General features: G+C 65.2%; 25 protein-coding genes and 2 pseudogenes. 13 read left to right on the forward strand and 14 right to left on the reverse strand.

Translation table 11 applies throughout. The features are described from left to right. The first annotated feature begins 97 nt into the window (after positions 1–97). Together ABZ293_RS25720 and ABZ293_RS25725 are read left to right on the forward strand one after the other, a co-directional pair. Complete coding sequence (locus tag ABZ293_RS25720) at positions 98–421, forward strand: ESX-1 secretion-associated protein (RefSeq protein ID WP_355184588.1); 324 nt, start codon at positions 98–100, stop codon at positions 419–421. Then, on the forward strand, positions 418–1,557 hold the full coding sequence (locus ABZ293_RS25725; protein ID WP_355184590.1) for a transglycosylase SLT domain-containing protein: 1,140 nt from the start codon (positions 418–420) through the stop codon (positions 1,555–1,557). The genes ABZ293_RS25720 and ABZ293_RS25725 overlap by 4 nt, the downstream gene beginning before the upstream one ends. Positions 1,558–1,575: 18 nt before the next feature. On the opposite strand, the gene ABZ293_RS25730 is transcribed toward ABZ293_RS25725, so the two are convergent. The 4 genes from ABZ293_RS25730 to ABZ293_RS25745 form a co-directional block, all read right to left on the reverse strand. Next, the gene (locus ABZ293_RS25730; RefSeq protein ID WP_355184592.1) at positions 1,576–2,793 is read right to left on the reverse strand and encodes a hypothetical protein; all 1,218 of its coding nucleotides are present in this window, start codon (positions 2,791–2,793) and stop codon (positions 1,576–1,578) included. Beyond that, positions 2,790–4,733 (reverse strand): serine/threonine-protein kinase, encoded by a 1,944-nt coding sequence (locus ABZ293_RS25735; protein WP_355184594.1) that lies wholly within the window; start codon positions 4,731–4,733, stop codon positions 2,790–2,792. Before ABZ293_RS25735 ends, ABZ293_RS25730 begins: the two co-directional genes overlap by 4 nt. Next, positions 4,733–6,559: a serine/threonine-protein kinase gene (locus ABZ293_RS25740; protein ID WP_355184596.1), complete on the reverse strand. Its 1,827-nt coding sequence runs from the start codon at positions 6,557–6,559 to the stop codon at positions 4,733–4,735. Before ABZ293_RS25740 ends, ABZ293_RS25735 begins: the two co-directional genes overlap by 1 nt. 101 nt (positions 6,560–6,660) lie before the next feature. Then, entirely contained in the window at positions 6,661–6,861 is a 201-nt protein-coding gene (locus ABZ293_RS25745) for a DNA-binding protein (protein ID WP_355184598.1), read from the reverse strand. Between the two features lie 180 nt (positions 6,862–7,041). Between ABZ293_RS25745 and ABZ293_RS25750 the strand changes: the two genes are divergently transcribed. After that, positions 7,042–7,809, forward strand: a complete 768-nt coding sequence (locus ABZ293_RS25750; RefSeq protein WP_355184600.1) for an acyl-ACP thioesterase domain-containing protein — start codon at positions 7,042–7,044, stop codon at positions 7,807–7,809. A 41-nt stretch (positions 7,810–7,850) separates the two neighbouring features. Here the strand turns inward: ABZ293_RS25750 and ABZ293_RS25755 are convergent, their stop codons facing one another. Then, positions 7,851–9,521, reverse strand: a complete 1,671-nt coding sequence (locus ABZ293_RS25755) for an FAD-dependent oxidoreductase (RefSeq protein WP_355184602.1) — start codon at positions 9,519–9,521, stop codon at positions 7,851–7,853. Between the two features lie 182 nt (positions 9,522–9,703). Between ABZ293_RS25755 and ABZ293_RS25760 the strand changes: the two genes are divergently transcribed. After that, entirely contained in the window at positions 9,704–10,195 is a 492-nt protein-coding gene (locus ABZ293_RS25760) for a histidine phosphatase family protein (protein WP_355184604.1), read from the forward strand. A 17-nt stretch (positions 10,196–10,212) separates the two neighbouring features. On the opposite strand, the gene ABZ293_RS25765 is transcribed toward ABZ293_RS25760, so the two are convergent. After that, the gene (locus ABZ293_RS25765) at positions 10,213–10,416 is read right to left on the reverse strand and encodes a hypothetical protein (RefSeq protein ID WP_354961774.1); all 204 of its coding nucleotides are present in this window, start codon (positions 10,414–10,416) and stop codon (positions 10,213–10,215) included. 59 nt (positions 10,417–10,475) lie between these two features. Between ABZ293_RS25765 and ABZ293_RS25770 the strand changes: the two genes are divergently transcribed. The 8 genes and pseudogenes from ABZ293_RS25770 (at position 10,476) to ABZ293_RS25805 (ending at position 15,119) form a co-directional block, all read left to right on the forward strand. After that, the gene (locus ABZ293_RS25770; protein ID WP_355184606.1) at positions 10,476–10,844 is read left to right on the forward strand and encodes a glyoxalase superfamily protein; all 369 of its coding nucleotides are present in this window, start codon (positions 10,476–10,478) and stop codon (positions 10,842–10,844) included. Between the two features lie 193 nt (positions 10,845–11,037). Further along, positions 11,038–11,508: a MerR family transcriptional regulator gene (locus tag ABZ293_RS25775; RefSeq protein ID WP_355184608.1), complete on the forward strand. Its 471-nt coding sequence runs from the start codon at positions 11,038–11,040 to the stop codon at positions 11,506–11,508. Between the two features lie 16 nt (positions 11,509–11,524). Beyond that, the gene (locus ABZ293_RS25780) at positions 11,525–12,157 is read left to right on the forward strand and encodes an aldo/keto reductase (protein ID WP_355184610.1); all 633 of its coding nucleotides are present in this window, start codon (positions 11,525–11,527) and stop codon (positions 12,155–12,157) included. A gap of 38 nt (positions 12,158–12,195) precedes the next feature. Continuing rightward, positions 12,196–12,489, forward strand: coding sequence for a putative quinol monooxygenase (locus ABZ293_RS25785; RefSeq protein ID WP_355184612.1), 294 nt, complete (start codon positions 12,196–12,198; stop codon positions 12,487–12,489). 81 nt (positions 12,490–12,570) lie between these two features. Beyond that, positions 12,571–13,035: pseudogene (locus tag ABZ293_RS25790) on the forward strand (carboxymuconolactone decarboxylase family protein); the annotation flags it as partial. Between the two features lie 12 nt (positions 13,036–13,047). Beyond that, the gene (locus tag ABZ293_RS25795) at positions 13,048–13,359 is read left to right on the forward strand and encodes a GNAT family N-acetyltransferase (RefSeq protein WP_355184639.1); all 312 of its coding nucleotides are present in this window, start codon (positions 13,048–13,050) and stop codon (positions 13,357–13,359) included. Then, a complete protein-coding gene (locus ABZ293_RS25800; RefSeq protein WP_355184614.1) occupies positions 13,356–14,345 on the forward strand; it encodes a pirin family protein in 990 nt (329 codons plus the stop codon). Before ABZ293_RS25795 ends, ABZ293_RS25800 begins: the two co-directional genes overlap by 4 nt. Positions 14,346–14,474: 129 nt before the next feature. Continuing rightward, positions 14,475–15,119 (forward strand): hypothetical protein, encoded by a 645-nt coding sequence (locus tag ABZ293_RS25805; protein WP_355184615.1) that lies wholly within the window; start codon positions 14,475–14,477, stop codon positions 15,117–15,119. On the opposite strand, the gene ABZ293_RS25810 is transcribed toward ABZ293_RS25805, so the two are convergent. Then, the gene (locus tag ABZ293_RS25810) at positions 15,098–15,970 is read right to left on the reverse strand and encodes a helix-turn-helix transcriptional regulator (RefSeq protein WP_355184617.1); all 873 of its coding nucleotides are present in this window, start codon (positions 15,968–15,970) and stop codon (positions 15,098–15,100) included. The two genes, ABZ293_RS25805 and ABZ293_RS25810, sit on opposite strands and share 22 nt — an antisense overlap. A gap of 101 nt (positions 15,971–16,071) precedes the next feature. Here ABZ293_RS25810 and ABZ293_RS25815 point away from each other — a divergent pair, with 101 nt between their 5' ends. Next, entirely contained in the window at positions 16,072–17,085 is a 1,014-nt protein-coding gene (locus ABZ293_RS25815; RefSeq protein WP_355184619.1) for an aldo/keto reductase, read from the forward strand. A gap of 98 nt (positions 17,086–17,183) precedes the next feature. Here the strand turns inward: ABZ293_RS25815 and ABZ293_RS25820 are convergent, their stop codons facing one another. The 7 genes and pseudogenes from ABZ293_RS25820 to ABZ293_RS25850 all read right to left on the reverse strand — a co-directional run. Further along, complete coding sequence (locus ABZ293_RS25820) at positions 17,184–17,549, reverse strand: CD225/dispanin family protein (protein WP_355184621.1); 366 nt, start codon at positions 17,547–17,549, stop codon at positions 17,184–17,186. Positions 17,550–17,660: 111 nt separating this feature from the next. Then, entirely contained in the window at positions 17,661–18,713 is a 1,053-nt protein-coding gene (locus tag ABZ293_RS25825; RefSeq protein WP_355184623.1) for a glycerophosphodiester phosphodiesterase family protein, read from the reverse strand. Positions 18,714–18,910: 197 nt separating this feature from the next. Then, positions 18,911–19,984 carry an ABC transporter permease gene (locus ABZ293_RS25830; RefSeq protein ID WP_355184625.1) on the reverse strand — a complete coding sequence of 358 codons (1,074 nt, stop codon included), beginning with the start codon at positions 19,982–19,984 and terminating at the stop codon, positions 18,911–18,913. Positions 19,985–20,018: 34 nt separating this feature from the next. Continuing rightward, positions 20,019–20,978 (reverse strand): RNA polymerase sigma-70 factor, encoded by a 960-nt coding sequence (locus ABZ293_RS25835; protein WP_355184627.1) that lies wholly within the window; start codon positions 20,976–20,978, stop codon positions 20,019–20,021. Positions 20,979–21,232: 254 nt separating this feature from the next. Next, positions 21,233–21,412 (reverse strand): annotated as a pseudogene (locus tag ABZ293_RS25840) (NAD-binding protein); the annotation flags it as partial. Positions 21,413–21,789: 377 nt separating this feature from the next. After that, positions 21,790–25,743, reverse strand: coding sequence for a DNA-directed RNA polymerase subunit beta' (locus tag ABZ293_RS25845; protein ID WP_355184629.1), 3,954 nt, complete (start codon positions 25,741–25,743; stop codon positions 21,790–21,792). A 104-nt stretch (positions 25,744–25,847) separates the two neighbouring features. Next, the coding region (locus tag ABZ293_RS25850; protein ID WP_195154422.1) for a hypothetical protein at positions 25,848–26,081 on the reverse strand (234 nt) is incomplete at its 5' end.

Consider the following 26,081-nt stretch of genomic DNA (forward strand, 5'->3'; position numbering starts at 1 on the left):
TAACCAACCTAACCGGCCCCATCGGCCCCCTGTCCACACCACCCGTTTTTGGCTATGCTGACCGCGACCTGAGGTGGGGACGAAGGGGGAGTTTTCCGTGGTGGACACCAATGACCCGGGGACATTGAAAGTCGACGCGGGCGCGCTACAGACCTTCGCCAAAAGTCTTGGCGATGAGGCGAGCGGCATCAAAAAGCTCAATGCCGGTGACGGCTTCAACTCGGCGATCAACGCATTGCCCGGCACCCAATTCGGCGCCGCGGTGCAACCGGCCACCGATATCGTCAACCGCAGCCTGACCCGAATCGGCGAGCGCCTCGAGAAGATCGCGTCGATCACCCACAATGCGGCGGGCGCCTTCGAAGTCGCCGAGACCGACTTCACCAACAACCTGAAGACGATCGGGCTGCAACTGCCATGACGCTCACCATCGACGACGTCGCCAAATGGGAGCCCGACCACCTCACCACCGCCGCGAACAACGCGGGCAAGATCTCGACGGATCTGGATACCGTGGTCCGCAAGGGCACCGAGGACACCGCGAAACTGGGGATCGACAAGACGTGGTCCGGCGTGGCCGCTACCGCGGCCAATACGCGAATGGAGACCGAAAAGACCCGCGCCTCCACGCTGAGTCAGGCACTGCGCGATCTCCAGACCGCCTTCACCTCCCAGGTGGACAATCTGAACAACGCCAAGCAGAAGGTGCTCTCGCTGCGCGATCTGGCCACCAACCCGACCTGCCCGGCCCCTGGCGCGAAGACCGAACCGGGCTTCCGCGTCGCCGCCAACGGCACCGTCGACGCCAATGACCGAATCGCTTGGTACAAGGAGAATCTGAACGAGTCCGAAGCCAACCGGCTCACCGATCAGACCAGCCTGGACGCCGCCAAATGGCAATCGGACATTGTCAATGCGCTCGCGCAGGCCGAAGCCGTGGCCGATCAGGCGAAGGTCCAGGTGAATCAGGCGGTCACGAAACTCCAGACCGCCTACGACGGCCTCGGCGATCCGAATGCCGTTGCGTCGCAGCCGCAGAACACCAGCACCACACCGACCTCTACCACCACCTCCACACCCAACACGGGCAAGCCCAGTTATGTGTCGAGCAACCACAACGGCAGCGGCTCCGGATCCCCTTCCAGCTCGCTGTACTCCGGTGGTACGAGCTCGAGCGCACCAACCGGGGCGAAGCCGTCCGGCGATGTGGCCAAGTGGATCGAGGATGCGAAAAAGGCGCTCATCGCCATGGGTTACGACCCGAAGGATATCGATGAGAACGCGATCGCACTGATCATCCAGCACGAATCGGCTGGCGATCCGTACGCCGAAAACCGCTGGGATAGTAACTGGGTGGCCGGACATCCGTCCAAAGGGCTCATGCAGACCATCGACAGCACTTTCAACGCCTACAAAGCGCCCGGCCACGACGACATCTGGAATCCGGTCGACAACATCATCGCTGGGGTTCGGTACTCGATCGATACATACGGATCGCTCGGCAATGTGCCAGGTGTCGCGGCGGTCAATTCCGGTGGCGCATACCGCGGCTACTGACGGCGAGCGAACAAGGCGTCATCGACTGTTGGCGAACAAGGCGTACTGTGCCGCTGCCCTCTGCTGGGTCTCCCACAATCGACGGCCCAGGAGCAATGCGACGTAGCGCCGGTAGGCGACGAAACACCGGAACTGCGCGTCGGACGATTGCGCCGAATAGTCCTGGACACACGCCGTATTCGGAACTTCCTCGGGTGGATCCACCGCACGGCGATCAACCGCCGCACCCAATTCCACCGATTCAGCGACGAATACGGTTGCGGCCGCGTCGTCTCGGGTTCGGAACACCAGTACACTCGGCGTCATCGCGACCCGATCCACGCCAGCGCGCTGCAACACCGGGAATCGTCCGCCCTGATCGAGGATGTAGTTCAGATAGCCACGCGCGGTGTAGACGACCTCGCCTTGACCATCGGGTTCTGGAACGACTCCGCCAGCATGCAGGGCACGAATGAGGACGCTATCCGGATCCTGACGAAGGGTATTTAATTTGCCGATCGGCGTTGGTACGAATTTGTCCAGTTCCGGGAGTTCCGCGTCGAGGTATTTCTGCGTCATCTCGGTCAGCCGAGTGAGATCCGCTGACCGAGCATCCGCAAGGACGCTCACCACGTAAACCCCGTGCGCGGTCGTACTGCCGAGCGTAGGAACCGCCGGTCGCCAGTGCGCGCTAGATGTCGGATATTTGGGCAGCGTGACCGCGACATTCTCTGGACTGAGCCCGAAATCCACAGTATCGAGCTCCTTAGCCGCGGCCTCTGCCGCCGTCGCATCCGGAAACCGAAGCACCGTTATCACCAGACCCTCCCGCTCGTGACTACCATGCGTGGCTTTGGTCAGCGGGCGTGAGTCGTCGGCGGATCCAGTCGAGAACCCCACGACGAAGTCGTATTTCTGCAGTACCGGTACGACGGCATCGGCCAAGTAGAAGGTCACCGACTTCGCCTCGGTGTGTGCGGCCGCCGCGGCACCACCGGTGTACTTGCCGTCCACCTCATGTGGGCTCAGCACCGCATCCGACATCCGGGCGGCCTCGAGGCGCCGGTATCCGAGATCGCTCAGACGTGACGACAATTTGGGTGGCGATGTCGGCAGGGCACCAACATCGAGTGTGCGCACGTCGATTTCGGCGGCGACACCGCTGCCATGCACAGTCGCACCACATCCGGATGCGACGACAACAGCAGTAAGCACAGCGACCGTGCGCAGAGCTGAAAACATCCGGCCGCGCTTCATCGGCTCACCTTGGGGAGGTTGTCGAGAATGTTCTGCAGGATCTGGCGCGCGCCGAGGCACCGCAGCTCGGGATGTTCGCCGACCGAGGAACCCGCAACCGAGACCGTCACCACCTCGGACGGACGGCCATCGGTGGCAGGGCGGTATACCCCATGCCGAGTGCACGAGGTCGACTTCATCTCGGCCTCGTCGACATCGACCGTATTCCCGCCACCGAAGTCGAAATGAATCGGTTTCTGCTCGTTGGGCGGAGTGTACGTCCAGAGGGACACGGTGACTGTGTTCGCAGAAACCCACTTACACGTATGCAGCGAGTCCGGAGTCCCATGAACCAGTTCGCCGATCGATAATTTCAAGGTGATGGTGTCGACCACCGCACAGGGGTCGTGCCGTGCCAACGAACCACGAAAGTTCTGCAGCTGCGGCACTTTGACACTGAGATTACGAGCCAGCTCTGCCGCGGCTTCGTCCGAGATTCGGCAAAGTTTGTCGGCCGATCCCTCGTGCACAGCCCCCACATGAACGACGATTCCGAACTGCGGATCGGCGGCAGCGGGCAACAACGCGCGGTCGCACTGATTTTCTGCAGCCGCAGGGTTTTCGAGCACCGGAACTCCGCTGACTTTCGTGCTGCTGTCTCGAAATCCATCGATCCGCTCGACGTCCACGGTGATCGAATACCCACCTGCAGTCGCATTGCAGGATCCCCAATCGCCGAAGGCCGGTTTCCGCTCCCATTCCCCCAGGGAATCCACCAACGGATCGTTCATGGCGGAGCACACATCGATCGACCGCAGCTTCGTCATGTTGAACCCGGCAAGCGGGTTCGGTCTATCGGGGTCCGACCCACCTCCGCTGAGCGCGACCGCACCGGTCACGGCCGCGAGCAGAACCACCACTCCCATGAGCGCACCGATCCAGACCCGCTTACGTTTGCGCCGATCCGATCGGTTCGGTGACCATGCCTCGAGCTGCCGGAGTTTCTCATCGAAGCTCGGACCAGCCCCCGGGCCGATGGTGTCATCGGCGCCGACGATCTGCGTCGCTTCCGGATCGGTGAGCAGCGCAGACAGTTCCGCGCCCTGTGCGCGAACAGCCCGATGGACCGCGGCGGACCATGGATGCGCCTGGGGCGGAAGCGGTCCCAAAAAGTCGAGGATTTCCGCCGGGGTAGGGCGGGTTTTCGGGTCCTTGCGCAGACAGGGCTCGACGAGGTGACGCACCTCCGGAGGGAGGCCGCTGAGGTCGGGCTGGGTGTGCACGATGTTGTAGAGCGTGTGCGGCAGGGAAGATCCGGCGAAGGGGCTCTTGCCGCCCGCTGTCATCGCTAGAACAGCGCCAAGGGAGAAGATGTCACTGGCGGGGGTCAGCGCCTCGGATTGCGCCTGCTCGGGCGACATGAAGGCGGGCGAGCCGATGATCGAGCCGGTATGGGTCAGTTCGGATCGGCCTTCGACGGCACGAGCGATACCGAAGTCGATGACGCGCGGACCATCCTCGGCAAGGATAACGTTGGCGGGCTTGAGATCTCGATGGATCAATCCGACGCCATGAATCGCATGCAAAGCAGAGGCAAGGCCTACGGCGAGGGTCCGCACTTGCGCGGATGGTAGCGGCCCATGGTCTTGCACCGCTTTGTCCAAGGGCACACCAGGTACAAAAATAGATGCAAGCCAAGGTGTTTCAGATTCGATGTCGAAGTCGATCACGGCCGCGGTGAAAGCGCCCGATACCCGCGCGGAGGTTTGCACCTCCCGGCGGAAGCGCGGCAGGAAGTCCTCTTCGGTAATCAGGTGCGCGTGCACCTGTTTGATCGCGACCAAGCGGCCATCGGGACCGACGCCGAGTAGCACCCGACCCATGCCACCGGCACCGAGCTGACCCAGCAGCAGGTATCTGCCGATGCGGACGGGGTCACCGGGCTGCAGCTGCGTCACCATCAGGATTTCCTCAATCTGTCGACAACCCCACGGAGTACCGATTCGGTTGCGGCACAGGCAGCCTCGACAGCCGTTCGGTCTGCGGGTACGACCATTACGGTGATCAATTCCCCCCGATCTTCGATGGTCGGGCGTACCAGGTGAATTGTTGTGCAGACGCCACTGCTGGTGGTTATGCGCGTCGAGGCGAGACCGCCCAGCTTGCCACCGTCCACCACAAAGTTGCTATACCTCGAATTGTCGTCGACCCGTGGTTCCTCATCCGTCCGGACAGTGATGAGACCGAAATTAGTGCCCTTCCATGAGCAGGTGTGTACGTTTTCCGGCGACGGCTCGGCTGTCGATCCCATCGTGGCTGCAATGACCGTTGGATCGACCGAAGTACAGGGGTCTATCGGCACAACCGACTGCTTCGGCGGACTGACGCGCGGTGGATCGGTCACCAATCGCGTGACAACAGCTCTCAGGGCCTGCGCGGCCAACTCACAGACATCCCCGTCCACCAGGCCGATCTTCAGCTCGACACCGATGAATGGTTTGGCGCGAAGCGCGATACCGCGGGCGCACGACTGCGTTTCGGTTGTTGTATCGAGTACCGATTTGCCCGCAACCGAGGTGCCGGTTTCGCTGCGCGATCCGGCAAGTACGGTCCCAACACTAACCGTCATGGCGGGCTTCTTGCCATCAACGGTCGCGAACTGTGTACTGCAGACCGAGGAATTCGTCAGCTTGGGTCTTAGCGGTTGACCGAGCGTACCGACTACATCGGAGCCGAGCAGTTTGCACGAGTCGACCAGCCGCAGTTGATCATCGGACAAATCGACAGACTTGTTCGCCAGTGGATCCGGTGTGGGCTGGGTGCGAGTGAGCAACACCGCCGTGGTCCCGCCTGCGATCAACAACGTCACCGCAGCCGCGGCAATTGCCCATCGAGCCGGACGCCTTGGCTTTTCGGGATCGGGGACCCGCCCGTCCAGCGCCACCCACCGTTCCGCATCGGCCCGCGCCCGCGCGATCTGTTGCCGCACTCCGCCCGACCAGTTGGACTGGGCGGTCACAGCATCGACCGATTCGAGCAGCTGAGCGGGCGTCGGGCGATAGGCGGGGCGCTTATCGAGGCACGCATCGAGCACCGGGCGCAATATCGTCGGCACTCGGCTCGTGTCGGCCCGGTTGTGCACCACGTTGTACAAGGTCTGCGGCGGCGACGCCCCGAGGAATGGGCTCTGCCCGGTCGCGGCGAACAACAGCATGGCACCGACGGAGAACACATCACTGGCGGCGGTGAGCTGTCGGCCTTCTGCCTGCTCGGGCGACATGAAGGCGGGTGACCCGATGAGCGAGCCGGTGCTGGTGAGCTGGGGATCCCCCTCCAGCGCCCGGGCGATACCGAAGTCGATGACGCGCGGACCATCCTCCGCGAGCAGCACGTTGGTCGGTTTGAGGTCGCGGTGCACCATGCCGGCGCGATGAATCTCCATGAGCGCCGATGCCAGTCCCGCAGTGAGCAATCGGAGCCCACCCAATGGCATCGGGCCGAATTGGTCGACAGCGTCGCGGAGCGCTGGGCCCGGGACGAAGACCGAGGCGAGCCACGGCTCGGGCGCATCCGGATCGGCATCCATGACCGCAGCCGTGTATGCGCCGGTGACGCGCTGCGATGCCTGGACTTCCAGTCGGAAACGGGCGCGGAATTCCGGGTTCTGAGCGAGGTGGCGGTGGATCATCTTGACCGCTACGAGCCGTCCATCCGGCGAACGCCCGAGCAGCACCCGCCCCATCGCACCCTGCCCGACTACGGCGATCAAGCGGTGGCGACCCGCCATCTGCGGATCATGCGGCCCCAGTGATTCCAACTCCGCCCCTCCCCTCGGTCCTGCTCGGGATAGTACCGGCGCAATCGCCGATCGTCCCCGCGGCGGAGCGCTCAGGCGAAGCTCTTGCCGCGTTCGGCCAGGGCGGTGCGGAGTTTGGCGATGGCGGTCGGGCCGACGCCGTGTAGGGCGGCGACGTCGCGTTCGGTCCAGCTGGTCAGGTCGGACAGGTGCTGGATGCCGGCGGCGGCCAGGGCGCGTTCGGCGGGTTTGCCGAGTTTGGCGGGTAGGTCGGAGTCGGGGGCACTGGTCACCGGGCACCACCTCTCATCGAATCGCTGCACGGTGCTGCACTCATTGCCCGTCCTGCTCGGCGGGACCGACAAGTGAGAGTAGAGGCGGCTCGACGCGAGGGTGTGACGTACGCCCCGTAAAGTCGTCTCAGAACAGCAGCGTAAAAGAACGCGGCACACCGTGCAGCGCGAGGAGCACCAGTGTCACTCGATCAGCCACTCGCCCCGCTTCCCCAGGAGGGCATGGGGTTTGCGTCGGCGTGGCCCATCCGGGCTGGCGATGTAGATCCGTACAACCGCTTGCGGTTCGACGCCGTCGCACGCTACCTGCAGGATATTGCCTGGGAGCAGCTGCAGCAGACGAATCTGCATACCACCGATCCGACCTGGATCGTGCGTCGTACGGTCATCGACGTCATCCGGCCGATCCTGTGGCCCGACGAGGTGCGGCTGCTGCGCTGGTGTTCGAGTATGTCCACCCGGTGGACGAATATGCGGGTCCGGGTTACCAGCGCCAACGGCGGATTGATCGAGACCGAGGGCTTCTGGATCAATATCAGCGAGTCCAACAACATGCCGGCGCGGATCAGCGATGAGGGCCTGGCCTATCTGGCCCAGACCACCAATGAGCACCGCCTGCGCTGGCGGCCCTATCTCATCGACGCCACACCGCCGGAATCGGATACCGATATGCCGTTCCCGGTGCGGGCCACCGATATCGACCAGTACAACCACGTCAACAACGCCTGCTACTGGCAGGCGGTGGAACAGTTCCTGGTCGAGTACCCCAAGCTCGTCGCGGGCCCGCATCGCGCGGTGATCGAGTACGTGGCGCCGGTACTCGCGCGTCAGCACGTCACCGTGCGCAGCCGCTACGAGCCGGGCGATCGCTCCGGGCGGCCGGTACTGCGGTTGTGGTTCGTGGTCGGCGGCACGACCACCACGGTCGTGCGCATCATGCCCCTGTAAGAAACCGGCTCCGTTCGCTGGGAACGGAGCCGGTCGCCGGTTCAGCCGCGCGCGGCCTTGAGCAGATCCTCGCGGGTGGTGAACTTGACCCGCGGACGTCCCGAGGCCTTGCCCGCGGATTTCTCCGCCGTATCGATCGCCTTCCAGCCCGCACGGTCGACCAGATCGGCCTGCCGCTGCGCGAGCAGTGCCTTCAGTGCGGCCCGATCGGCCTGTGGCGCATCGAGTTTGCCTGTGCTGAAGTCGGCGAGCAGCAGCTCGACGGTCTCCTCGGAGTCGATGCGGTTGGACCCGATGACACCGCGCGGACCGCGCTTGATCCAGCCGCTCACATAGACACCGGGCAGCGGGACACCGTCTTCGCCGATTACCCGCCCGTGCTCATTGGGAACGACCGCGCGGCGCTCATCGAAGGGCAGATCCTTGATCGGTTCGCCCTTGTAGCCGATCGAGCGCAGCACCAGCCCGGTCTCGAGGGTTTCGGTGCGATCGGTCGCGCGCGCCACCAATTGGTCGTTCTCACTGACCAATTCGTTGTGCGCGAACTCCACCGACTCGACGTGCTCGGTACCGTGCAACGCGGTCGGCGAGGTCAGGTAGCGGAAGACGATCCGCTTGTTCGCCGGATCGCGGTGGCCGGCCGCGAACTCCTCGGCGAGGGTGTACTTGAGCTGCAGTGACGGCTCGACCTCCGGATCGTCGAGCAGCGCCTGGCTGGCCGGGTCGAGCGCGAGGTCGGCCTCGTCGACGACGATATCGACGCCCTTCAGATGCGCGAGCGCCAGGAACTCCGGCGAGGTGTAGGCCGCCTGCAGCGGACCACGCCTGCCGAGCACGACCACCTCGCGGATATTGCTGGCGCGCAGCGCATCCAGGGCATAGTCGGCGATATCGGTCTTGGCGAGTTCGTCCGGATCCACCGTCAGCACGCGGGCGACATCGAGGGCGACATTGCCATTGCCGACGATCACCGCGCGCTCGGCGGACAGGTCGAAGTGTCGGTCCGCAAAGTCGGGGTGGCCGTTGTACCAGGCGACGAACTCGGTCGCCGAATGGCTGCCGGGCAGATCCTCACCGGGCACGCCAAGGCGCCGGTCGGAGGATGCGCCGACGGCATAGATGACCGCGTGGTGATGGGCCAGCAGTTCCTCGTGCGTGATGTGCGTACCGACCTCGACATTGAGGTAGTACTGCAGCGTCTCGCGACGGAACGCGGACTCGAACAGGCCCGAGACCGTCTTGGTGCCCGGGTGGTCGGGGGCGACACCCGCGCGCACCAGCCCCCACGGCGTGGGTAGCCGGTCGAACATCTCGACCTCGACATCGCAACGCCGCAGCAGTTCGTCGGCGGCGTAGCAGGCGGCGGGCCCCGCACCGACAATGGCGACGCGCAGGGTGCCGAGTTCCTTGGGCGGACGTGCGGGCGTGACGATCGGATCGAAGTTCGATTCGAGCGGATGCCGTTGGAAGTAGGCGGCATTGATGTCACGGAACCTGGCCAGTGACGCGGTCAGATCATCCTCGGAGAAGATGGCCTCAACCGGGCACGCGTCGACGCAGGCACCGCAGTCGATACAGGTGTCGGGATCGATGTAGAGCATTTCGGTGGTCGCGAACTCCGGCTGATCCGGGGTAGGACGAATGCAATCGACCGGGCACTCAGTGACGCAGCTGGCGTCGTTGCAACAACGCTGCGTGATTACGTAGGCCATATTGTGCAGATCCTCGAAAATGTACGTGGGTTGTAGCCACCCAAGGGGTCAGGTGTGGGCGGGAGCGTCACCGCCGCGGAGCCTGCGGAGGGTGCCCCAGGGGGCGCCGCGTTGTGATGCCGCTTTCAGTTTGCCTCGAGTGTGGTCGAGGCCTCTCTTCCGCTAGGCCTTACGGTATCTGCATGGTGCGGACTCTGATCCTCATGCGGCACGGTAAATCGGCCTACCCCGACGGTATCTCGGATCATGAGCGCCCGCTCGCGCCACGCGGTCAGCGTGAGGCCGGCCTGGCCGGACAGTGGTTGCGCGATACCCAGCCACCGATCGATGCGGTGCGCTGCTCGACCGCCACGCGCACCCGCGAGACCCTGGCTGCCACCGGCGTCACCGCGCCGGTGGTCTATGAGGCGGGCATCTATGAGGCGTCGCCGCGCACGCTCATCGAGTTGATCCAGCTCAGCGATGACGATGTCGAGACGCTGCTGGTGATCGGGCACGCGCCCGGAATGCCGTGGACGGCATGGGAGTTGGCGAGCAACCGAGATTCCGATCGGGCGATCGAGCTCAGCAGGAAATTCCCCACCTCGGCACTCGCGGTGCTCGAATTCGACCGGCCGTGGGCGCAGGTGGATGAGGGCACCGGCGATCTGGTGCGCTTCCACATCCCGCGTTGAGCACGGGCTCGGCGTCGTCAGCGCAGTAGCTTGCCGCCGACGACCACAACGACGCCGAGGACGACGAGCAGGACGAACGCGGCGAATCCGCCGAGCAGCCACCACACGACGCCGAGCGCCAGTACGAACGGTGCCACCGCGATGGCGGTGATCACCGGGCTTTCCTTGACCGTAGCCCAGGCCGCGCGGCCCCTGATCCGGTCGATGTCCTTACCTGGCATGTCACCAGGGTAGGTGCGAAAACTAGTTCTCGCCGTCGAGCCGGTGGGATGCTCAGCGGATGGATTGGAAAATCGAACTGGTCGCCATTCCGGTGACCGACGTGGACCGCGCCAAGGATTTCTACACCAAGATCGGCTTCAATGCCGATCACGACCACCGGGTCAATGAGAGCCTGCGCTTCGTCCAACTGACCCCGCCCGGCTCCGGCTGCTCCATCTGCATCGGCGAGGGCATCACCGACGCCGCACCCGGCAGCGTCGTAGGCATGCAGATGGTCGTCGCGAGCGCCGAAGACGCATACCAGCAGCTGGTCGCGGCAGGTGTGGAGGCGACCCCCGTAAAGGATATGGGCTGGGGCCTGTTCACCTTCTTCGCCGATCCCGACGGGAACAAGTGGGCGGTACAGGAGTTGCCCAAGCGCGACTGAGTCCGAGATATCGGCCCATCTCGGTCATCGCCGCGCAGCAGCTGCGCGGCGATGACCATATTCGGGCTCCGACGGCCCATGGAAGGTACGCAGGCGGCGGCGAGCGGTTCCGAATTTCGGCAGAATGAAGACTTGCTTGGAGTGCACTCCAGGTTATTAACGTCGTTGGTGTTCATCGAGAAGGGCGAGTGCAGTGGGTGGAGCCGTAAGTCAGGTTGTCGGTGATCAGCAGGCCGTCGATATCGATCGGGAGAAGCCGCAGTATTCGATCGGCGAGGCGGCCGATCGGTCCGGGCTCAGCCGCGACACGTTGCGCTGGTACGAGCGGATCGGGTTGATGAACTACATCGGGCGCGATCACGCCGGGAAGCGCCGGTTCAGCAATCGCGATCTGGAGTGGTTGGCATTGATCGGCCGGCTGCGTGCCACCGGCATGTCGGTGGCGGACATGGTCCGCTACGCCGAATTGGTGCGGGAAGGGGAATCCACCGTGCCCGAGCGGCTGCAGATGTTCCGCAATACCCGCGCCGAGGTGCTCGCCAAGATCGACGAACTTCGCCAGACGGTGGCCGTGCTGGATTACAAGATCGACCTGTACGAGGGCAAGACCTCCGCCGTCAAACCGGCCGCGCTCACACAACCATGCGAAGGGACCAGGATATGAATGCTGCACCGCGTGCATGCACCGTCGCGATCCGGCGGTCCCGATCGAGGAATCGGTCGCCGCGATGGCCGAACTCGTCGCGCAGGGCAAGGTTCGGGCGCTGGGCCTATCCGAGGTGACCGGCAACGAACTGCGCGCGGCCCATGCGGTGCATCCGATCTCGGCCGTGCAGTCCGAATGGTCGCTGTTCTCCCGGGACGTCGAGCGCAGCGCGGTACCCGTCGCCGCCGAACTCGGCATCACCTTCGTTCCGTACTCGCCGCTGGGTCGCGGATTCCTCACCGGATCCTTCACCGCGGCAAGCGAATTGGCCGATGGCAAGGACTTCCGGCACCTGCAGCCGCGCTACTCCGGCGATAACGCGGCACACAATGCCGAACTGCTCGCGCCGCTGCGCGCCATCGCGGACGCCCGCGGTATCTCGCTCGCCCAGGTGGCATTGGCGTGGGTGCACGCCCAGACGGGTGTCCGCGGACTTGCGGTGGTCCCGATTCCGGGCACCCGCAGCCGCACCCGGCTCGCCGACAACGTTGCCGCCGCCACCATTTCGCTCACCGCCGAGGAGTTGGCCACGCTGGAACCGATCGCCGATAAGGTGGCCGGAGACCGGTACACAGATATGTCCTTCACCTCCGTCGGCCGGGAATGACCGCGCGTAGTGCACGCACAGCAGATCAGGAGTAATCGGTGTCCACACTGACCCTCAATGTCCGGTTCACCGCCAAGCCCGGTCACGAGACCGAGTTGCGCGAGACGCTGGAGGATATGGTCGCGCCGACGCTCGCCGAACCAGGCTGTCTGGCCTATGAGCTGTACCTGCACCCGAGCGATCCGAGCCGCGTGGTGCTGCTCGAGGAGTGGGTCGACGAGGCGGCGCTCGCGGCACATTTCGAAACGCCGCATCTGAAGGAGTGCTCCGCCACATTGGCGGAGATCCTGCTCGAGCCGTTGCAGGTCCGGCGGTTCAACGACGTCGGCTGAGCCAGCACGGCAGTCGATTGCAGCACGGCGATCCGGACCACAGTCCGGGCATATCGCCGTGCTGCTCTACTATCCGGACCTATGGAGTACCCAGACGGGCGTGTGTTCATGGATAAGCAGACCCCGGAAGCGTTTCGAGCGCTGAACACCGTGGCCAGCACGGTCCGCGCGGCGGGCGCCGCGGCCGGACTCGACCGCAGGCTCATCGAATTGATCAACGTGCGCGTCTCGCAGATCAACGGCTGCGCCTATTGCCTCGACGTGCACCATCGCGCGGCCGTCGCGGCCGGGGCCACCGAGCGCGAACTCGCCGTACTGCCCGCATGGGACCGCACCGAGCTGTACACACCGCAGGAACGGGCCGCGCTGACACTGGCCGAACTCACCACCACATTGCCGGATGAGGCGACGATGGACCGTGAGTACGCTCGGGCCCGAGAGCTTTTATCCGATGATCAGGTCTCGGCGATCCTCTGGATCGCCACCACGATCGGCGCGTTCAACCGGGTGTCGATCCTCAGCAAGCACCCAGTGCGCCCACGGAAGGAGAAGCCGACCATGACCGAACCGACGCCCGAGAGCAAGGTCGTCCGCAATGACGAGAAGAGCCGCTATGAGGTGTTCTTCGATGGCGAGCTGGCCGGGTTCAGCGAATACGAGGAGCGCGATGACGAGACGGTGTTCATCCACACCGAGATCGATGGCGGGTTCTCCGGTAAGGGCCTCGGCAGCATCCTGGCCAAGAACGCGGTCGAGGATGTGATCGCCCGCGGCCGGGTGATCCGGCCGCTGTGCCCGTTCATCAAGGCATATCTCGAGAAGCATCCGCAGTACGACGCACATGTGGTCGGCAAGGGCGTCACGCGATGAGTGATCTCGAGCTGCATCCGGAGGAGGCGGTCTGCGAGGCATCGCCGAGTCCCGGACCTGTCGCCGAGTTCTATCCGGCACGCGAGGTCCCACTCGGCGGTGTGCGCGGCGTCTACGTGGAACGCGTACTGCCGCAACGTGATCTGCCGACCGTCGGCGCCTGGTGCTTCCTCGACCATTTCGGCTCGCCAACGGTCACCAAGACGGGTGCGTCGCCGGATATCGACCCGCATCCGCATATCGGACTGCAGACAGTGACCTGGCCGTTCGACGGACGGATCCGCCATCGGGATTCGGTCGGCTCCGATGTGGAAATCGAACCGGGTCAGCTGAACCTGATGACCTCCGGCCGCGGCATCGCGCATTCCGAGTACGGCGTCGCCGGTGCGCACGCCGGGCACGGGCTGCAGCTGTGGATCGCATTGCCCGGCGACAGCCTCGGCATCGATCCGCATTTCGAGCAGCATCGCGACCTGCCGGTCTACCAGGGGGCAGGAGTGCAGGCCATCGTGCTGATCGGCACCTTCGCCGGACTCACCTCACCTGCCAAGGCCTATACGCCGATCGTCGGCGCGGATGTGCGGATCGAGCCCGGCACCGATACCACCATCACCCTCGATCCCGATTTCGAGCACGCACTCATGGTGATCGACGGCGACCTCACCGCCGCCGACACCGAAATCGCCGCCGGCCCACTGCTCTATCTGGGCACCGGACGCGACGAACTGCGACTCAGCAGCACCGCGGGCGCCCACTTCGCGCTGATCGGTGGCGAACCGTTCGGCGAAGAACTGGTGATGTGGTGGAACTTCGTCGGCCGCAGCCATGAGGACATCGTCGCAGCCCGAAATGATTGGGAGAAGCACGATCTCGACCGCTTCGCCGATATCGCGGGCCACACTCCGGAACAGCGCATCCCGGCTCCGCCATTGCCGGGTCTGCATCTGAAGCCGCGCAAGCGTCGAATCGGCCAGGCCAGAACCTGAATTCGAGGCGCCGCCGCGCGGCCCCGGTGAAATCACCGGGCGTGACCCTCTTCTGATGTCGATCACGAAACGGTATCGTCGGCAACCAAAACGGACATTCCACTCGGGTGGCGCGACGAGAAGAGCACGATGAGGATCTCCACTATTACCGCGACGGCACTGCTGGCGCTGGCGACCACCACGATCGGAGCCAGTGTCGTGCACGCGGAACCCGCACCGCCCGTGGCGAATTCGACCGCAGACGCACCACTCGATCTGCAGGGCGTATTCCAGCAGATCGGCTACCGCGTCACGGCAGCCGAGAACCGCCATGCCGTGGTGACCACCATTTCGGAGGGTCGCTGGGATCTGGTCCGGGAGAACAAGGTCGTCTCGCTGACCGATCACAACGGGCAGGTCGTCGCCGCGCTGCCGACCGCGCTGAATATCGGCGGACACCGGATCAATCTGGCCCCGGTCATCGATGAGGCGGGTACCCGGCTGTCGCTGACACCCATTAGCAGGTCGGATGAGCCGGTGCGCGACGTCAGCACCCAGGAGCGCTTCTTCGGTCAGATCGAAAAGTCGATGCCGCAGGTCCTGACGGGCGCGGCCATCGGTGCGGCCATCGGGTTCGTACTCGGCTTCCCCCTCGGCCTGTTCGTCGTCGACTTCGTCACCGTTCCGATCACCACGGTGGTAGGTGGCGTCATCGGCGCGTTCGCCGGTCTGTCGACCGGCGGTGGTGAGCCGGCGGTCCAGGCCGCGATGGACTACTTCAACGTCAATCCCTGAACGCCATCGTGGGCGGGGAGCAGGCGCTGCGTGCCGATCACCCGTAGCAGATCCAGCTTCTCCGCCGCATCGGTACCCGGACGGGGCAGGTAGACGAGTAGTCGCTGGGCCTCGTTCGGGGTGAGCAGGGTTTCGCAGATGGTATCGATCAGACCGACCTCGGGATGCAGGATCCGCTTGGTGTCGGAGATCCGCACCGCCACTTCGTGTTCGTTCCAGAGCCGCTCGAATTCCGCACTTGCGGAACGCAATCGGCTCACGAATTCGGTGACATCGGCATCGCCGGAACGACGCGCGGCGGTCGCGCGCAGGTCCGCGACATGCTTGCGGCCCAGCCGATCCCAATCCTCGGCCGGGAAGATGGCCCGCGACGACGGGTCGGTGAACCAGCGCCAGGCGTAGAACCGATCCCAGCCGCGCCGATTCCCGTGGTCACCGACGAGCAGCGTGTGCATCCGGTTCTGTACCAAGACCTCGCCGAGGTCGGTGATAACGGTGGCCGCGGTGTCGTCGAGCTTCGCCAGCACATGCATGATCCCGGGACCGACGTGCTTATCCGCGAGCTCACGCCCGGGCGCGGCGTGGTCGCACAGGTGGTAGAGATGGTCGCGTTCGTCATTGCTGAAGCGCAGCGCCCGCGCCAGCGCGGCGAGCACCTGCGTGGACGGCCGCGGGCCACGGGACTGCTCCAACCGGGTGTAGTAATCGGTCGACATGCCCGCGAGCAGGGCGACCTCGTCCCGGCGCAGGCCGGGGGTGCGCCGGCGGACCCCCGGCGGCAGCCCGACATCGGCAGGCGTCAGCTGTTCGCGGCGCCTGCGCAGGAAATCGGCCAGTTCGGATCGGTCCATGTCACCACTGTCCCGCAATACCCGGCGCCGAGCCAGGGATCGCCGATCCCCCGATAGGCGATCTCTGCCGCACCCCTTTCCCAGGGGGCAGGCTTGATGCCATGACGACATCGAAGATCACCACTGATACCGAACTCGGCAAAACCGGCCCTGCCGTCAGCCGCATCGGACTCGGCGCCATGGGCATGTCCGGCGTGTACGGCGCCGCCGATGACACCGAATCGATCGCGACCATCCACGCCGCTCTGGACTCCGGTGCCAACCTCATCGACACCGGCGACTTCTACGGCGCGGGCCATAACGAGATGCTGATCGGCCGGGCCATCGCCGAACGTCCCCGTGCGGATGTAGTGCTCAGTGTGAAGTTCGGCGCGCTGCGCGGACCAGGTGGCACCTGGGGCGGCACCGACAGCCGCCCCGTCGCACTGCGCAACTTCCTCATCTACAGCCTGCAGCGCCTCGGCGTCGACTACATCGACATCTACCGACCCGCGCGCCTGGACCCGAACGTGCCGATCGAGGACACCATCGGCGCCATGGCCGAACTCGTCGAGGCGGGCTACATCCGACACATCGGACTGTCCGAGGTCGGTGTGGAGACCATCCGCCGGGCCGCGGCTGTGCATCCGATCGCGGATCTGCAGATCGAATACTCGTTGATCTCGCGCGGTATCGAGGCCGAAATCCTGCCCGCGGTACGGGAACTCGGCATCGCGATCACCGCGTATGGCGTGCTGTCACGCGGCCTGCTGAGCGATTCGGTGCGCCAGGGCACGACCTTCGCCCCCACCGACTTCCGTGCGCACAGCCCGCGCTTCCAGGGTGAAAATCTCTACCAGAACCTAAAATTGGTCGAGGCGCTCGCGAATATCGCTGCGACGAAGGATGTTTCGATCGCACAACTGGCCATCGCCTGGACGCTGACCCGGGGCGCGGATATCGTGCCGATCCTCGGCGCGCGCACCCGCGAACGCTGGTCGGAATCCCTTGGCGCACTGGATATCCAGCTCAGCGTCGAGGAACTGGCCAGCATCGAGGCCGCGGTGCCCGCGGATCGGATCGCGGGTGAGCGCTATGCGGCCGCGCAGATGACGTTGCTGGACAGCGAGCGCTGATCTGGCCGGGAGAGCGGCTCGGCGGCACCGCCAATTCGACATCGACCCGCGCCGCGATATCGGCGCGCGCCCGCTCGAGCGGCGGCAGCGGGAAACGGTCAGTACGAGGACGTACTCGTCAGCGTGACGACGAGATAGCCGATCGCGAGAACCGCACAGGCCACATTGGCAACAGTGGCGGCGATCGCCCAGGTCTTCGCCTTCTTGGACGCATCGAACGCACCCGCGAAATCCCCGCTGTGCCATTTCGAATGCACCTGCGCACCGAAGAGAATCGATACGATGCCGAGCACGGAACCCACCATGCAGGTGAGGGTCCCGAGGATGGTGGCCCCGATCGCCCAGCCCAGATGGGCGGGCGGCTCCGCCGGCGGATACTGCGGATATCCGTACCCCGGCTGCGGACCATATCCCGGCTGGTTGATGGGGTAGCCGTAACCGCCTGGCTGTTGCCCATCAGTCATGGCAGTGATCCCGTCTCGAAGTCGGCGGCAGGGCCCGGCAGTTGCGGCCGAGGCCGTTACCAGCGTACGAACCCAACCCGCGTCGCGCACCACGGCCCTGCGCCGGATGGACTAGCCGTGAGACGACCTGGGCAGCCGGTAGCCGCGTTCAGCGAGGATGGCGCGCAACAGATCCGGACGGTTGGTGATCAGTCCGTCCACGCCGAGATCGATCAGCGCGGTCATGGTGGCGCGATCGTCCACCGTCCACGGCACCACGGTCATGCCGCGCTGATGTGCGGCGTGGACCAGTTCGGCGGTGGTGAACGCCGCATAGCCCGGATCCTCGACCGTGCCGTCCTGCGGGCTGCCGTGCACCGGCGACAGGATATTCGCGCCGAAGGACGCCGCTGCCGCCACATATTTCTCCGGCAGCGTGCCCGAGAAGTCATCGATATCGATTCCACCCAACCAGGGCGACGCACCCGGCTGACCCGCCTGCAGAAACTGCTGCCCATTTGTCAGCGCGACGATCGGCAATTCCGGCGCCACCTGCCGCATCCGCATCAGCGCACCCCAGTCGAAACTCTGTATGGTCACCCGGTTTTCGAAATGCGCCCGATGCACCTGCGCCGCGACCACCTGGACGAACTGCTCCCGCGGCGCGGTCTGCTCCGGAGCACCCGCCTCCACCTTCGTTTCGATATTCAGCATGACGTCATCGGCTCGATACGCCCGAACCAGATCGAATACCTCCGATAGCAACGGCATTCGCTCCCCCGGCACGGTTCGCTGATCCGGAAATGCAGCCAATCGCTTGGAGCCACAATCGATTGTCCGCACCTGAGCCAATGTCAGATCCCGAATGAACTGTGTACCCGGCACATACGGAAACCGTGGATCACCGGGAAACGCGGGCGCAGTGTCGACACATTTGTCCGGACTCGGATCCCGATCGTGGGTGACCACCGCGAACCCATCCGCCGTGATCTGCACATCCAACTCCAAGGTGCTGACGCCGAGCTCCAAGGCATTCGCGAACGCGGCCAGAGTGTTCTCTACCACCAGCGCGGCACCACCCCGATGCGCCTGCAGATCGAAACTTCGCCCCGGTCCGTCCGCCGACGCCGCACCGGCGGCGGCCACCAACGCCCCAGCCAGACCAGCCACGAACCATGGTCGCATGCACCTCATCGTGACAAACCCACCCCACCACCGCGCAACTATCGAATGAACAACCGACGCGGGGATCTGGCTTCAGCTCCGGACTGCGGCATCATCGCCGATCAGTTCGGCGACCAGCCGCCGACTCCGTCCGACCTGACATCCGTCGATCCTGGCCGTGGTGATGGTCCGGCGGATCGGCCGGGATGATGATCACGTTATGCACGCTGCCACGGCTGGGGTTCATGCCGGACAAAGTCGCCGTCGGCCACCGATTGCGGTGGTCTACGCACCGCTGCGCCATTGCTGGTCCGGCGAGCGCGCAGGCCGCCGACCAAACAGAGCACTGCACCCAGCGCGACCCAGGTGACCAGCACGCTGACGGCGTGGGCGGCGCCGCGGCCGTCGAAGAAGGCGGTCGATCGCAGCAACCGGCCACCGGCCCCTGGCGGCAGCAGTTGGCCGAGCGTGCCGGACCAGCCGGGCAGCATCTCGGGTGCGGTCGCCGTGCCCGAGAGGGGGTTGCCGATGAGCATCATGACCAGCGCACCGATCCCGATTCCGGCATATCCGAGCAGGGATTCCAGCCCGAGGACGGTCAGGGAGGTGGCCGCGATGGTCAGGGCGACGGCACCGCTGTTCGCCGGATAGGAGCCACTCAGTGAGCCGAGCCAGAACTGCAGGATCGCTGCCACGGTCAGGCCGGCGGTTGCCGAGAAGGCGAGTGCCCCGGCAGCCCGACGGACGGCGCCATGAACGAGCCTGGTCAGCAGCACCGCACCCAGCAGACCGCCCATCACCAGTGGCAGGGCACCTGCGGAGAGGCCGGCGCCACGTGGGTCGTCGCCGGGCAGGGCGGCAAGGTCGCGGACAGCGACCGGCGAGCCGGTGCTGCCCGCCTGGCCGAGTCCGGTCCCCATGGACTGCAGGGTCTGGGCGACCGCGGTGCTGGCGGCGGAGGCGACGATGACGTGCGGGGTACCGGAGCTGAGGTCGATCGCCCCGTACACCTGCCGGTTGCGGATGAGTTGTTCCGCGGCGGCGGTATCGGCAACTTCGGTGATCTCGAAGCCGCCCGGCAGATGCTGATCGAGTGCGGCGCGGATCTGTGCGACCGCGGTGGTCGGCCCGGCGACGGCGATCGGCACATCGTGCACCGACGACCGTACCGATGGCCAGGCAAAAGCAATGAGCAGCACGCTGATGATCGCGGTGAGCAGGACGACTGCTCCGGCCACAATCGGCCATCGTGACGGAAGCGCATCGCTGGCGAGCGGTGCCTGCGTGGTCATATCTACTCCTCGAACATTGGGCCGTGACCGGTGTTCATCGCAGTGTGAGTGGGGTTTCGGATTCGATATGGGTCAGTTTTTGCGGGTTGCGGACGTAGTAGATGCCGGTGACGTGGGTGTCCTCGACGCGTATCGCGATGACGCCGTCGAGTTCCCCGTCCACATACAGCGCCAGTGCGGGGCTGCCGTTGACCATGGTCGCCGCGACGGTGAGCGCGACGTCCTTCTTGGTGAGGCCGCCGACGATGAACCGGGCCACCTTGTCGGCGCCGATGATCGGCCGCGGTGTGGCCTGCTTGATGCCACCTCCATCGCTGATCGCCACGACATCGGGTGCGAGCACGTCGAGCAGGCTCCGTAGGTCCCGGGTCTCGAGCGCGCGTCGGAACGCCTCGACAGCCGCCTCGGCCTGGCCCGCGGTGACCGAGCGGCGTGGGCGGCGGGCTTCGACGTGGCGGCGGGCGCGATGGGCGATCTGGTGCACGGCGGCAGGGGTCTTGTCGACCGCGGCCGCGATCTCGTCGTAGCCGATCCCGAACGCTTCACGCAGCACGAACACCGCCCGTTCGGTCGGGGTCAGTGTCTCCAGGACGAGCATCAGTGCCATCGACACGCTCTCGGCGAGTTCGACGTCGCAGGCCACATCCGGGGTGGTGAGCAGCGGCTCCGGCAGCCAGGAGCCCACGTAGGCCTCTCTGCGGCGCTTCATCGCGCGCAGCCGGTTGAGCGCTTGGCGGGTGGTGATCCGGACCAGGTACGCGCGCGGCTCGTCGACCTGTACCGCGTCGACTCCGACCCAGCGCAACCAGGTTTCCTGCAAGACGTCATCGGCGTCGGCCGCCGATCCGAGCAGCTCGTAGGCCACGGTGAACAGCAGGTTGCGATGGGCGAGGAAGGTTTCCGTCGCCGCGACGATGATGTGATCGCCGCCGCCGCGCCCCACGGCCGCGCTGTCGGACCGGGGCTGCCCACCGAGTTCAGCTGTCGTGTCCATGGATCCCTCTCCTGTCGGCCGTCAGTAGTCGTTGGAGCCCGCCGATGACGCTCGTGCGGCAACGCCTTTGATCAGGGCGCTGCCGCACATCGCGCCGTGCAACTGGGCGCGGCGACCGCGGTTTCGGTGCGCTACGCGACCGGTGCTGCCGCCGCGTCGCCGCGCTGTGCCTGCAGCAGTTGCGGCCGGTGCTTGCCGTCCTTGGGCCAGGAGTGCGAACCGGGCTTATGCGCTTCGGTCACCAGATGTTCCCGGTAGTCCACGACCGCATCGTGCGTCCCGCCCACGAGCTGGTGCAGACGCAGCCGCGGCACGAAGACCGGACGCGGATTGATCACGGTTACCGTCACGTCGTCGCGCTGCGTCAAACGATTGGCCGCCATCACACCGGCGTATCCGCCGCCGACAACGACCACGTCGACGTTCGTGCTCATGGTGTCTCCTTCGGTCCGAGAGGCTCGAATACAAGACACCGCAGCGCCGAACATCCTGACATCATGTGACGCAGATCACCGAGTGGGCACGGTCCGCGTTGCTCATCACTCGGTGAAGGATCTGGCTGCGACCAGGTCTCGGCACAGCAGTCGCCGAGTATCTGTCCAGTCGCCCGACAGGTCAGAAACGAAGGTTCGCAAGATGCCGTCGCCGAATTCGATCACGCCCCGATAAGCGAACGCACCCGCGACGGCTCGGCGCAGTCCGCGCGGCCGCACCGGCGGCCAGACCCGTACGCGGGCCTTTGATACGGAAACGCAAATCGGCCCCCGTTCCGAATGGAACGGGGGCCGAATGCTGTTACGGCACTGCCGGATTACCGGTAGTCGCTGAAACCGTAATCGTCGAGCGGAACCGCGGCACCTGTGGTGGTGCCGAAGCTGTCCGGGCTGTAGTAGGTGTCGTCGTAGGACGGCACCGCGTACGCCGCGGCACGAGCCTCTTCGGTCGGCTGAACCTGGATGTTGCGGTAGCGGTTGATGCCGGTACCGGCCGGGATCAGCTTGCCGATGATCACGTTTTCCTTGAGGCCGATGAGCTTGTCCGAGCGGCAGTTGATGGCCGCGTCGGTCAGAACTCGGGTGGTCTCCTGGAAGGATGCCGCCGAGAGCCACGAATCGGTCGCCAGCGACGCCTTCGTGATACCCATCAGCACCGGGCGACCCGCCGCGGGCTCATTGCCCTCGGCGACGACGCGACGGTTGGAGGCCTCGAACTCGGACCGCTCGGTGAGCGAGCCGGGCAGGAACTCCGTGGCACCCGAGTCGATGATCGTCACGCGACGCAGCATCTGGCGCACGATGACCTCGATGTGCTTGTCGTGGATCGACACACCCTGCGAGCGGTAGACCTCCTGGACCTCGTGGACCAGGTGGATCTGCACCTGACGGGGGCCCATTACGCGCAGCACCTCGTGCGGATCCGCCGCGCCTTCCAGCAGCTGCTGGCCGACCTCGACGTGGTCACCATCGGAGAGCAGACGCTCGGTGCCGTCGTCGTGCTTGAACACACGCAGGCGCTGACGCTTCGAGAGCTTGTCGTAGACAACCTCTTCGCCACCGTCATCCGGGATGATGGTGATCTTGTAGAAGCGATCGTCGTCCTCGAGCCGCACCCGACCCGAGACCTCCGCGATGGGCGCCTTGCCCTTGGGCACACGAGCCTCGAAGAGCTCCTGCACACGAGGCAGACCGCCGGTGATGTCATCACCCGCGACACCACCCTGGTGGAAGGTACGCATGGTCAGCTGGGTACCGGGCTCACCGATGGACTGCGCGGCGACGATACCGACGGCCTCGCCGATATCCACCAGCTTGCCGGTCGCCATCGAGCGGCCGTAGCAGGTGGCGCAGACGCCGGTGCCGGTGGTGCAGGTCAGCACGGAGCGGACCTTCACATCGGTGATGCCGGCGTCGAGCAGTGCCTCGATGGCCGGGTCGCCGAGGTCGGCGCCCTTCTCCACGATGACATTGCCCTTCGTGTCGATCGCGTCGGCCGCGAGCGTCCGCGCGTAGGCGGAGGTCTCCACGTGCGCGTCCCGGATCAGCGAGCCGTCGAGCTGCTTCTCCGCGATCGGCACCAGGATGCCGCGCTCGGTGCCACAGTCGTGCTCGCGCACGATGACGTCCTGCGAGACGTCCACCAGACGACGGGTCAGGTAACCCGAGTCGGCGGTGCGAAGCGCGGTGTCGGCCAGACCCTTACGGGCACCGTGGGTGTTGATGAAGTACTCCAGAACCGTCAGGCCCTCACGGAAGGAGGACTTGATCGGCCGCGGGATGAACTCACCCTTCGGGTTGGTAACCAGACCCTTCATACCGGCGAGGGTACGAGTCTGGGTGAAGTTACCGGTCGCGCCCGAGTCGACGATCGTGATGATCGGGTTGTCGGCCGGGTAGTGCGAACGCAGCGCCTTACCGACCTCTTCGGTCGCTTCCTGCCAGATCTTGACCAGGGCGTTGTTGCGCTCCTGATGATCGAGAGCACCACGCTGGTACTTCTTCTCGATCTGATCGGACTGCGCCTCGTAGCGCTCCATGATCTCGGTCTTCTCCGGCGGAACGAGCACGTCCGACATCGAGACCGTCACACCGGAACGGGTGGCCCAGTAGAAGCCGGCGTCCTTCAGCTTGTCGACGGTCTGCGCGACCACGATCATCGGGTAGCGCTCGGCCAGATCGTTGATGATCGTCGCCTGACGCTTCTTCGGCATCTGCTCGTTGATGAACGCGTAGTCCGCCGGGAGCAGCTCGTTGAACAGCACGCGACCAAGGGTGGTCTCGGCAATCCACGCGTCGCCGCGGCTCCAGCCCTCCGGGAACAGCTCCGCCTCGATAGCCTTCGGCGGGCGCTGGTCGGTGAGCCGCACCTTGATCAGCGAACGCACGGTGAGCTCACCACGGTCCACCGCCATCTGCGCCTCGGCGGGCGAGGAGTACACGCCCTGCTCCGGTGCGTCCTTGGTGGCCGCCTGGTACTCGCCCCGCGCGCCCTCTTCCAGGCGGGTCAGGTAGTACAGGCCGGTCACCATGTCCAGACGCGGCATGGCCAGCGGTCGACCCGAGGCCGGCGACAGGATGTTGTTCGAGGACAGCATCAGGATGCGGGCCTCGGCCTGCGCCTCTGCCGACAACGGCAGGTGCACGGCCATCTGGTCACCGTCGAAGTCGGCGTTGAACGCCTCACAGACCAGCGGGTGCAGCTGGATGGCCTTACCTTCCACCAGCTGCGGCTCGAAGGCCTGGATGCCGAGGCGGTGCAGGGTGGGCGCACGGTTCAGCAGCACCGGGTGCTCGGCGATGACCTCTTCGAGGACATCCCACACCTGGGGCCGCTGCCGCTCGACCATCCGCTTGGCGGACTTGATGTTCTGCGCGTGGTTCAGGTCGACCAGACGCTTCATCACGAACGGCTTGAACAGCTCCAGCGCCATCAGCTTGGGCAGACCGCACTGGTGCAGCTTCAGCTGCGGACCGACCACGATGACCGAACGGCCCGAGTAGTCGACACGCTTACCGAGCAGGTTCTGCCGGAAACGACCCTGCTTACCCTTGAGCAGATCGCTCAGGGACTTCAGCGGGCGGTTACCCGGACCGGTGACCGGACGGCCGCGGCGGCCGTTGTCGAACAGCGCGTCCACCGACTCCTGCAGCATCCGCTTCTCGTTGTTGACGATGATCTCGGGCGCACCCAGATCGATCAGTCGCTTGAGGCGGTTGTTGCGGTTGATCACGCGGCGGTACAGATCGTTCAGGTCGGAGGTGGCGAAGCGGCCACCGTCGAGCTGAACCATCGGGCGCAGCTCCGGCGGGATCACCGGAACGGCGTCGAGCACCATGCCCATGGGCGAGTTGCCATTGGCCTGGAAGGCCGCGACAACCTTGAGTCGCTTGAGCGCGCGCAGCTTCTTCTGGCCCTTGCCGGAGCGAATGGTTTCGCGCAGCAACTCGGCCTCGGCGTCGATGTCGAAGTTCTCCATCAGCTTCTGGATGGACTCCGCACCCATAGCGCCGGTGAAGTACTCGCCGTAGCGGTCGATCAGCTCGCGGTACAGGACCTCGTCCACGATGAGCTGCTTGACCGACAGCTTGGTGAAGGTGGTCCAGATCTCCTCGAGCCGGTCCAGTTCGCGCTGGGCCCGGTCGCGGAGCTGACGCATCTCGCGCTCGCCGCCGTCCTTGACCTTGCGGCGCACATCGGACTTGGCACCCTCGGCCTCGAGCTCGGCCAGATCGGCCTCGAGCTTCTGGGCGCGGGCCTCCAGGTCGGCGTCGCGCTGATCGGCGACGGCCTTCTTCTCGACCTCCATCTCGGCCTCGAGCGTGGAGAGCTCGTTGTGACGCAGCTCCTCGTCGACACCGACAATGACGTACGCGGCGAAGTAGATGATCTTTTCCAGATCCTTCGGCGCCAGGTCGAGCAGGTACCCGAGGCGCGAAGGCACGCCCTTGAAGTACCAGATGTGGGTAACCGGAGCGGCCAGCTCGATGTGGCCCATCCGCTCACGGCGCACCTTGGCGCGAGTCACCTCGACGCCACAGCGCTCACAGATGATGCCCTTGAAGCGCACGCGCTTGTACTTACCGCAGTAGCACTCCCAGTCCCGGGTGGGACCGAAGATCTTCTCGCAGAACAAGCCGTCCTTCTCCGGCTTGAGCGTGCGGTAGTTGATGGTCTCCGGCTTCTTCACCTCGCCGTAGGACCACTGGCGGATGTCTTCGGCGGTGGCCAGACCGATCCGGAGTTCATCGAAGAAGTTGACGTCTAGCACGTAACTTCCTTTCCCCTATTCGGGTCGAATTCGAGCAAAAGTTCACTAGTTGGTGGAACGCGGAGCCGAATGCGGTTCGCAATGAACAACATTCGGCCTACCGCCTAGTTCGCCAGATCGTCGACGGTGGCGGCTTCGTTCCTGGACAGGTTGATGCCCAGGTTCGCGGCCGCGCGCTCCAGATCCTCGTCGTCACCATCGCGCATCTCGATCGCCGCGCCGTCCGAAGACAGCACCTCGACGTTGAGGCACAGTGACTGGAGTTCCTTGAGGAGCACCTTGAACGATTCCGGGATGCCCGGCTCCGGAATGTTCTCGCCCTTGACGATCGCCTCGTA

Source organism: Nocardia sp. NPDC005998 (assembly GCF_040614395.1).
Lineage (GTDB): Bacteria > Actinomycetota > Actinomycetes > Mycobacteriales > Mycobacteriaceae > Nocardia.

What these genes read in the sequence shown, in the direction of transcription:
- ABZ293_RS25725 (WP_355184590.1), top strand. Translation starts at nt 418, where the DNA reads ATGACGCTCACCATCGACGACGTCGCCAAATGGGAGCCCGACCACCTC.
- ABZ293_RS25730 (WP_355184592.1), bottom strand. Translation starts at nt 2,793, where the DNA reads ATGAAGCGCGGCCGGATGTTTTCAGCTCTGCGCACGGTCGCTGTGCTT.
- ABZ293_RS25735 (WP_355184594.1), bottom strand. Translation starts at nt 4,733, where the DNA reads ATGGTGACGCAGCTGCAGCCCGGTGACCCCGTCCGCATCGGCAGATAC.
- ABZ293_RS25740 (WP_355184596.1), bottom strand. Translation starts at nt 6,559, where the DNA reads ATGGCGGGTCGCCACCGCTTGATCGCCGTAGTCGGGCAGGGTGCGATG.
- ABZ293_RS25755 (WP_355184602.1), bottom strand. Translation starts at nt 9,521, where the DNA reads ATGGCCTACGTAATCACGCAGCGTTGTTGCAACGACGCCAGCTGCGTC.
- ABZ293_RS25760 (WP_355184604.1), top strand. Translation starts at nt 9,704, where the DNA reads ATGGTGCGGACTCTGATCCTCATGCGGCACGGTAAATCGGCCTACCCC.
- ABZ293_RS25765 (WP_354961774.1), bottom strand. Translation starts at nt 10,416, where the DNA reads ATGCCAGGTAAGGACATCGACCGGATCAGGGGCCGCGCGGCCTGGGCT.
- ABZ293_RS25770 (WP_355184606.1), top strand. Translation starts at nt 10,476, where the DNA reads ATGGATTGGAAAATCGAACTGGTCGCCATTCCGGTGACCGACGTGGAC.
- ABZ293_RS25780 (WP_355184610.1), top strand. Translation starts at nt 11,525, where the DNA reads ATGCACCGTCGCGATCCGGCGGTCCCGATCGAGGAATCGGTCGCCGCG.
- ABZ293_RS25795 (WP_355184639.1), top strand. Translation starts at nt 13,048, where the DNA reads ATGACCGAACCGACGCCCGAGAGCAAGGTCGTCCGCAATGACGAGAAG.
- ABZ293_RS25800 (WP_355184614.1), top strand. Translation starts at nt 13,356, where the DNA reads ATGAGTGATCTCGAGCTGCATCCGGAGGAGGCGGTCTGCGAGGCATCG.
- ABZ293_RS25805 (WP_355184615.1), top strand. Translation starts at nt 14,475, where the DNA reads ATGAGGATCTCCACTATTACCGCGACGGCACTGCTGGCGCTGGCGACC.
- ABZ293_RS25810 (WP_355184617.1), bottom strand. Translation starts at nt 15,970, where the DNA reads ATGGACCGATCCGAACTGGCCGATTTCCTGCGCAGGCGCCGCGAACAG.
- ABZ293_RS25815 (WP_355184619.1), top strand. Translation starts at nt 16,072, where the DNA reads ATGACGACATCGAAGATCACCACTGATACCGAACTCGGCAAAACCGGC.
- ABZ293_RS25820 (WP_355184621.1), bottom strand. Translation starts at nt 17,549, where the DNA reads ATGACTGATGGGCAACAGCCAGGCGGTTACGGCTACCCCATCAACCAG.
- ABZ293_RS25825 (WP_355184623.1), bottom strand. Translation starts at nt 18,713, where the DNA reads ATGCGACCATGGTTCGTGGCTGGTCTGGCTGGGGCGTTGGTGGCCGCC.
- ABZ293_RS25830 (WP_355184625.1), bottom strand. Translation starts at nt 19,984, where the DNA reads ATGACCACGCAGGCACCGCTCGCCAGCGATGCGCTTCCGTCACGATGG.
- ABZ293_RS25835 (WP_355184627.1), bottom strand. Translation starts at nt 20,978, where the DNA reads ATGGACACGACAGCTGAACTCGGTGGGCAGCCCCGGTCCGACAGCGCG.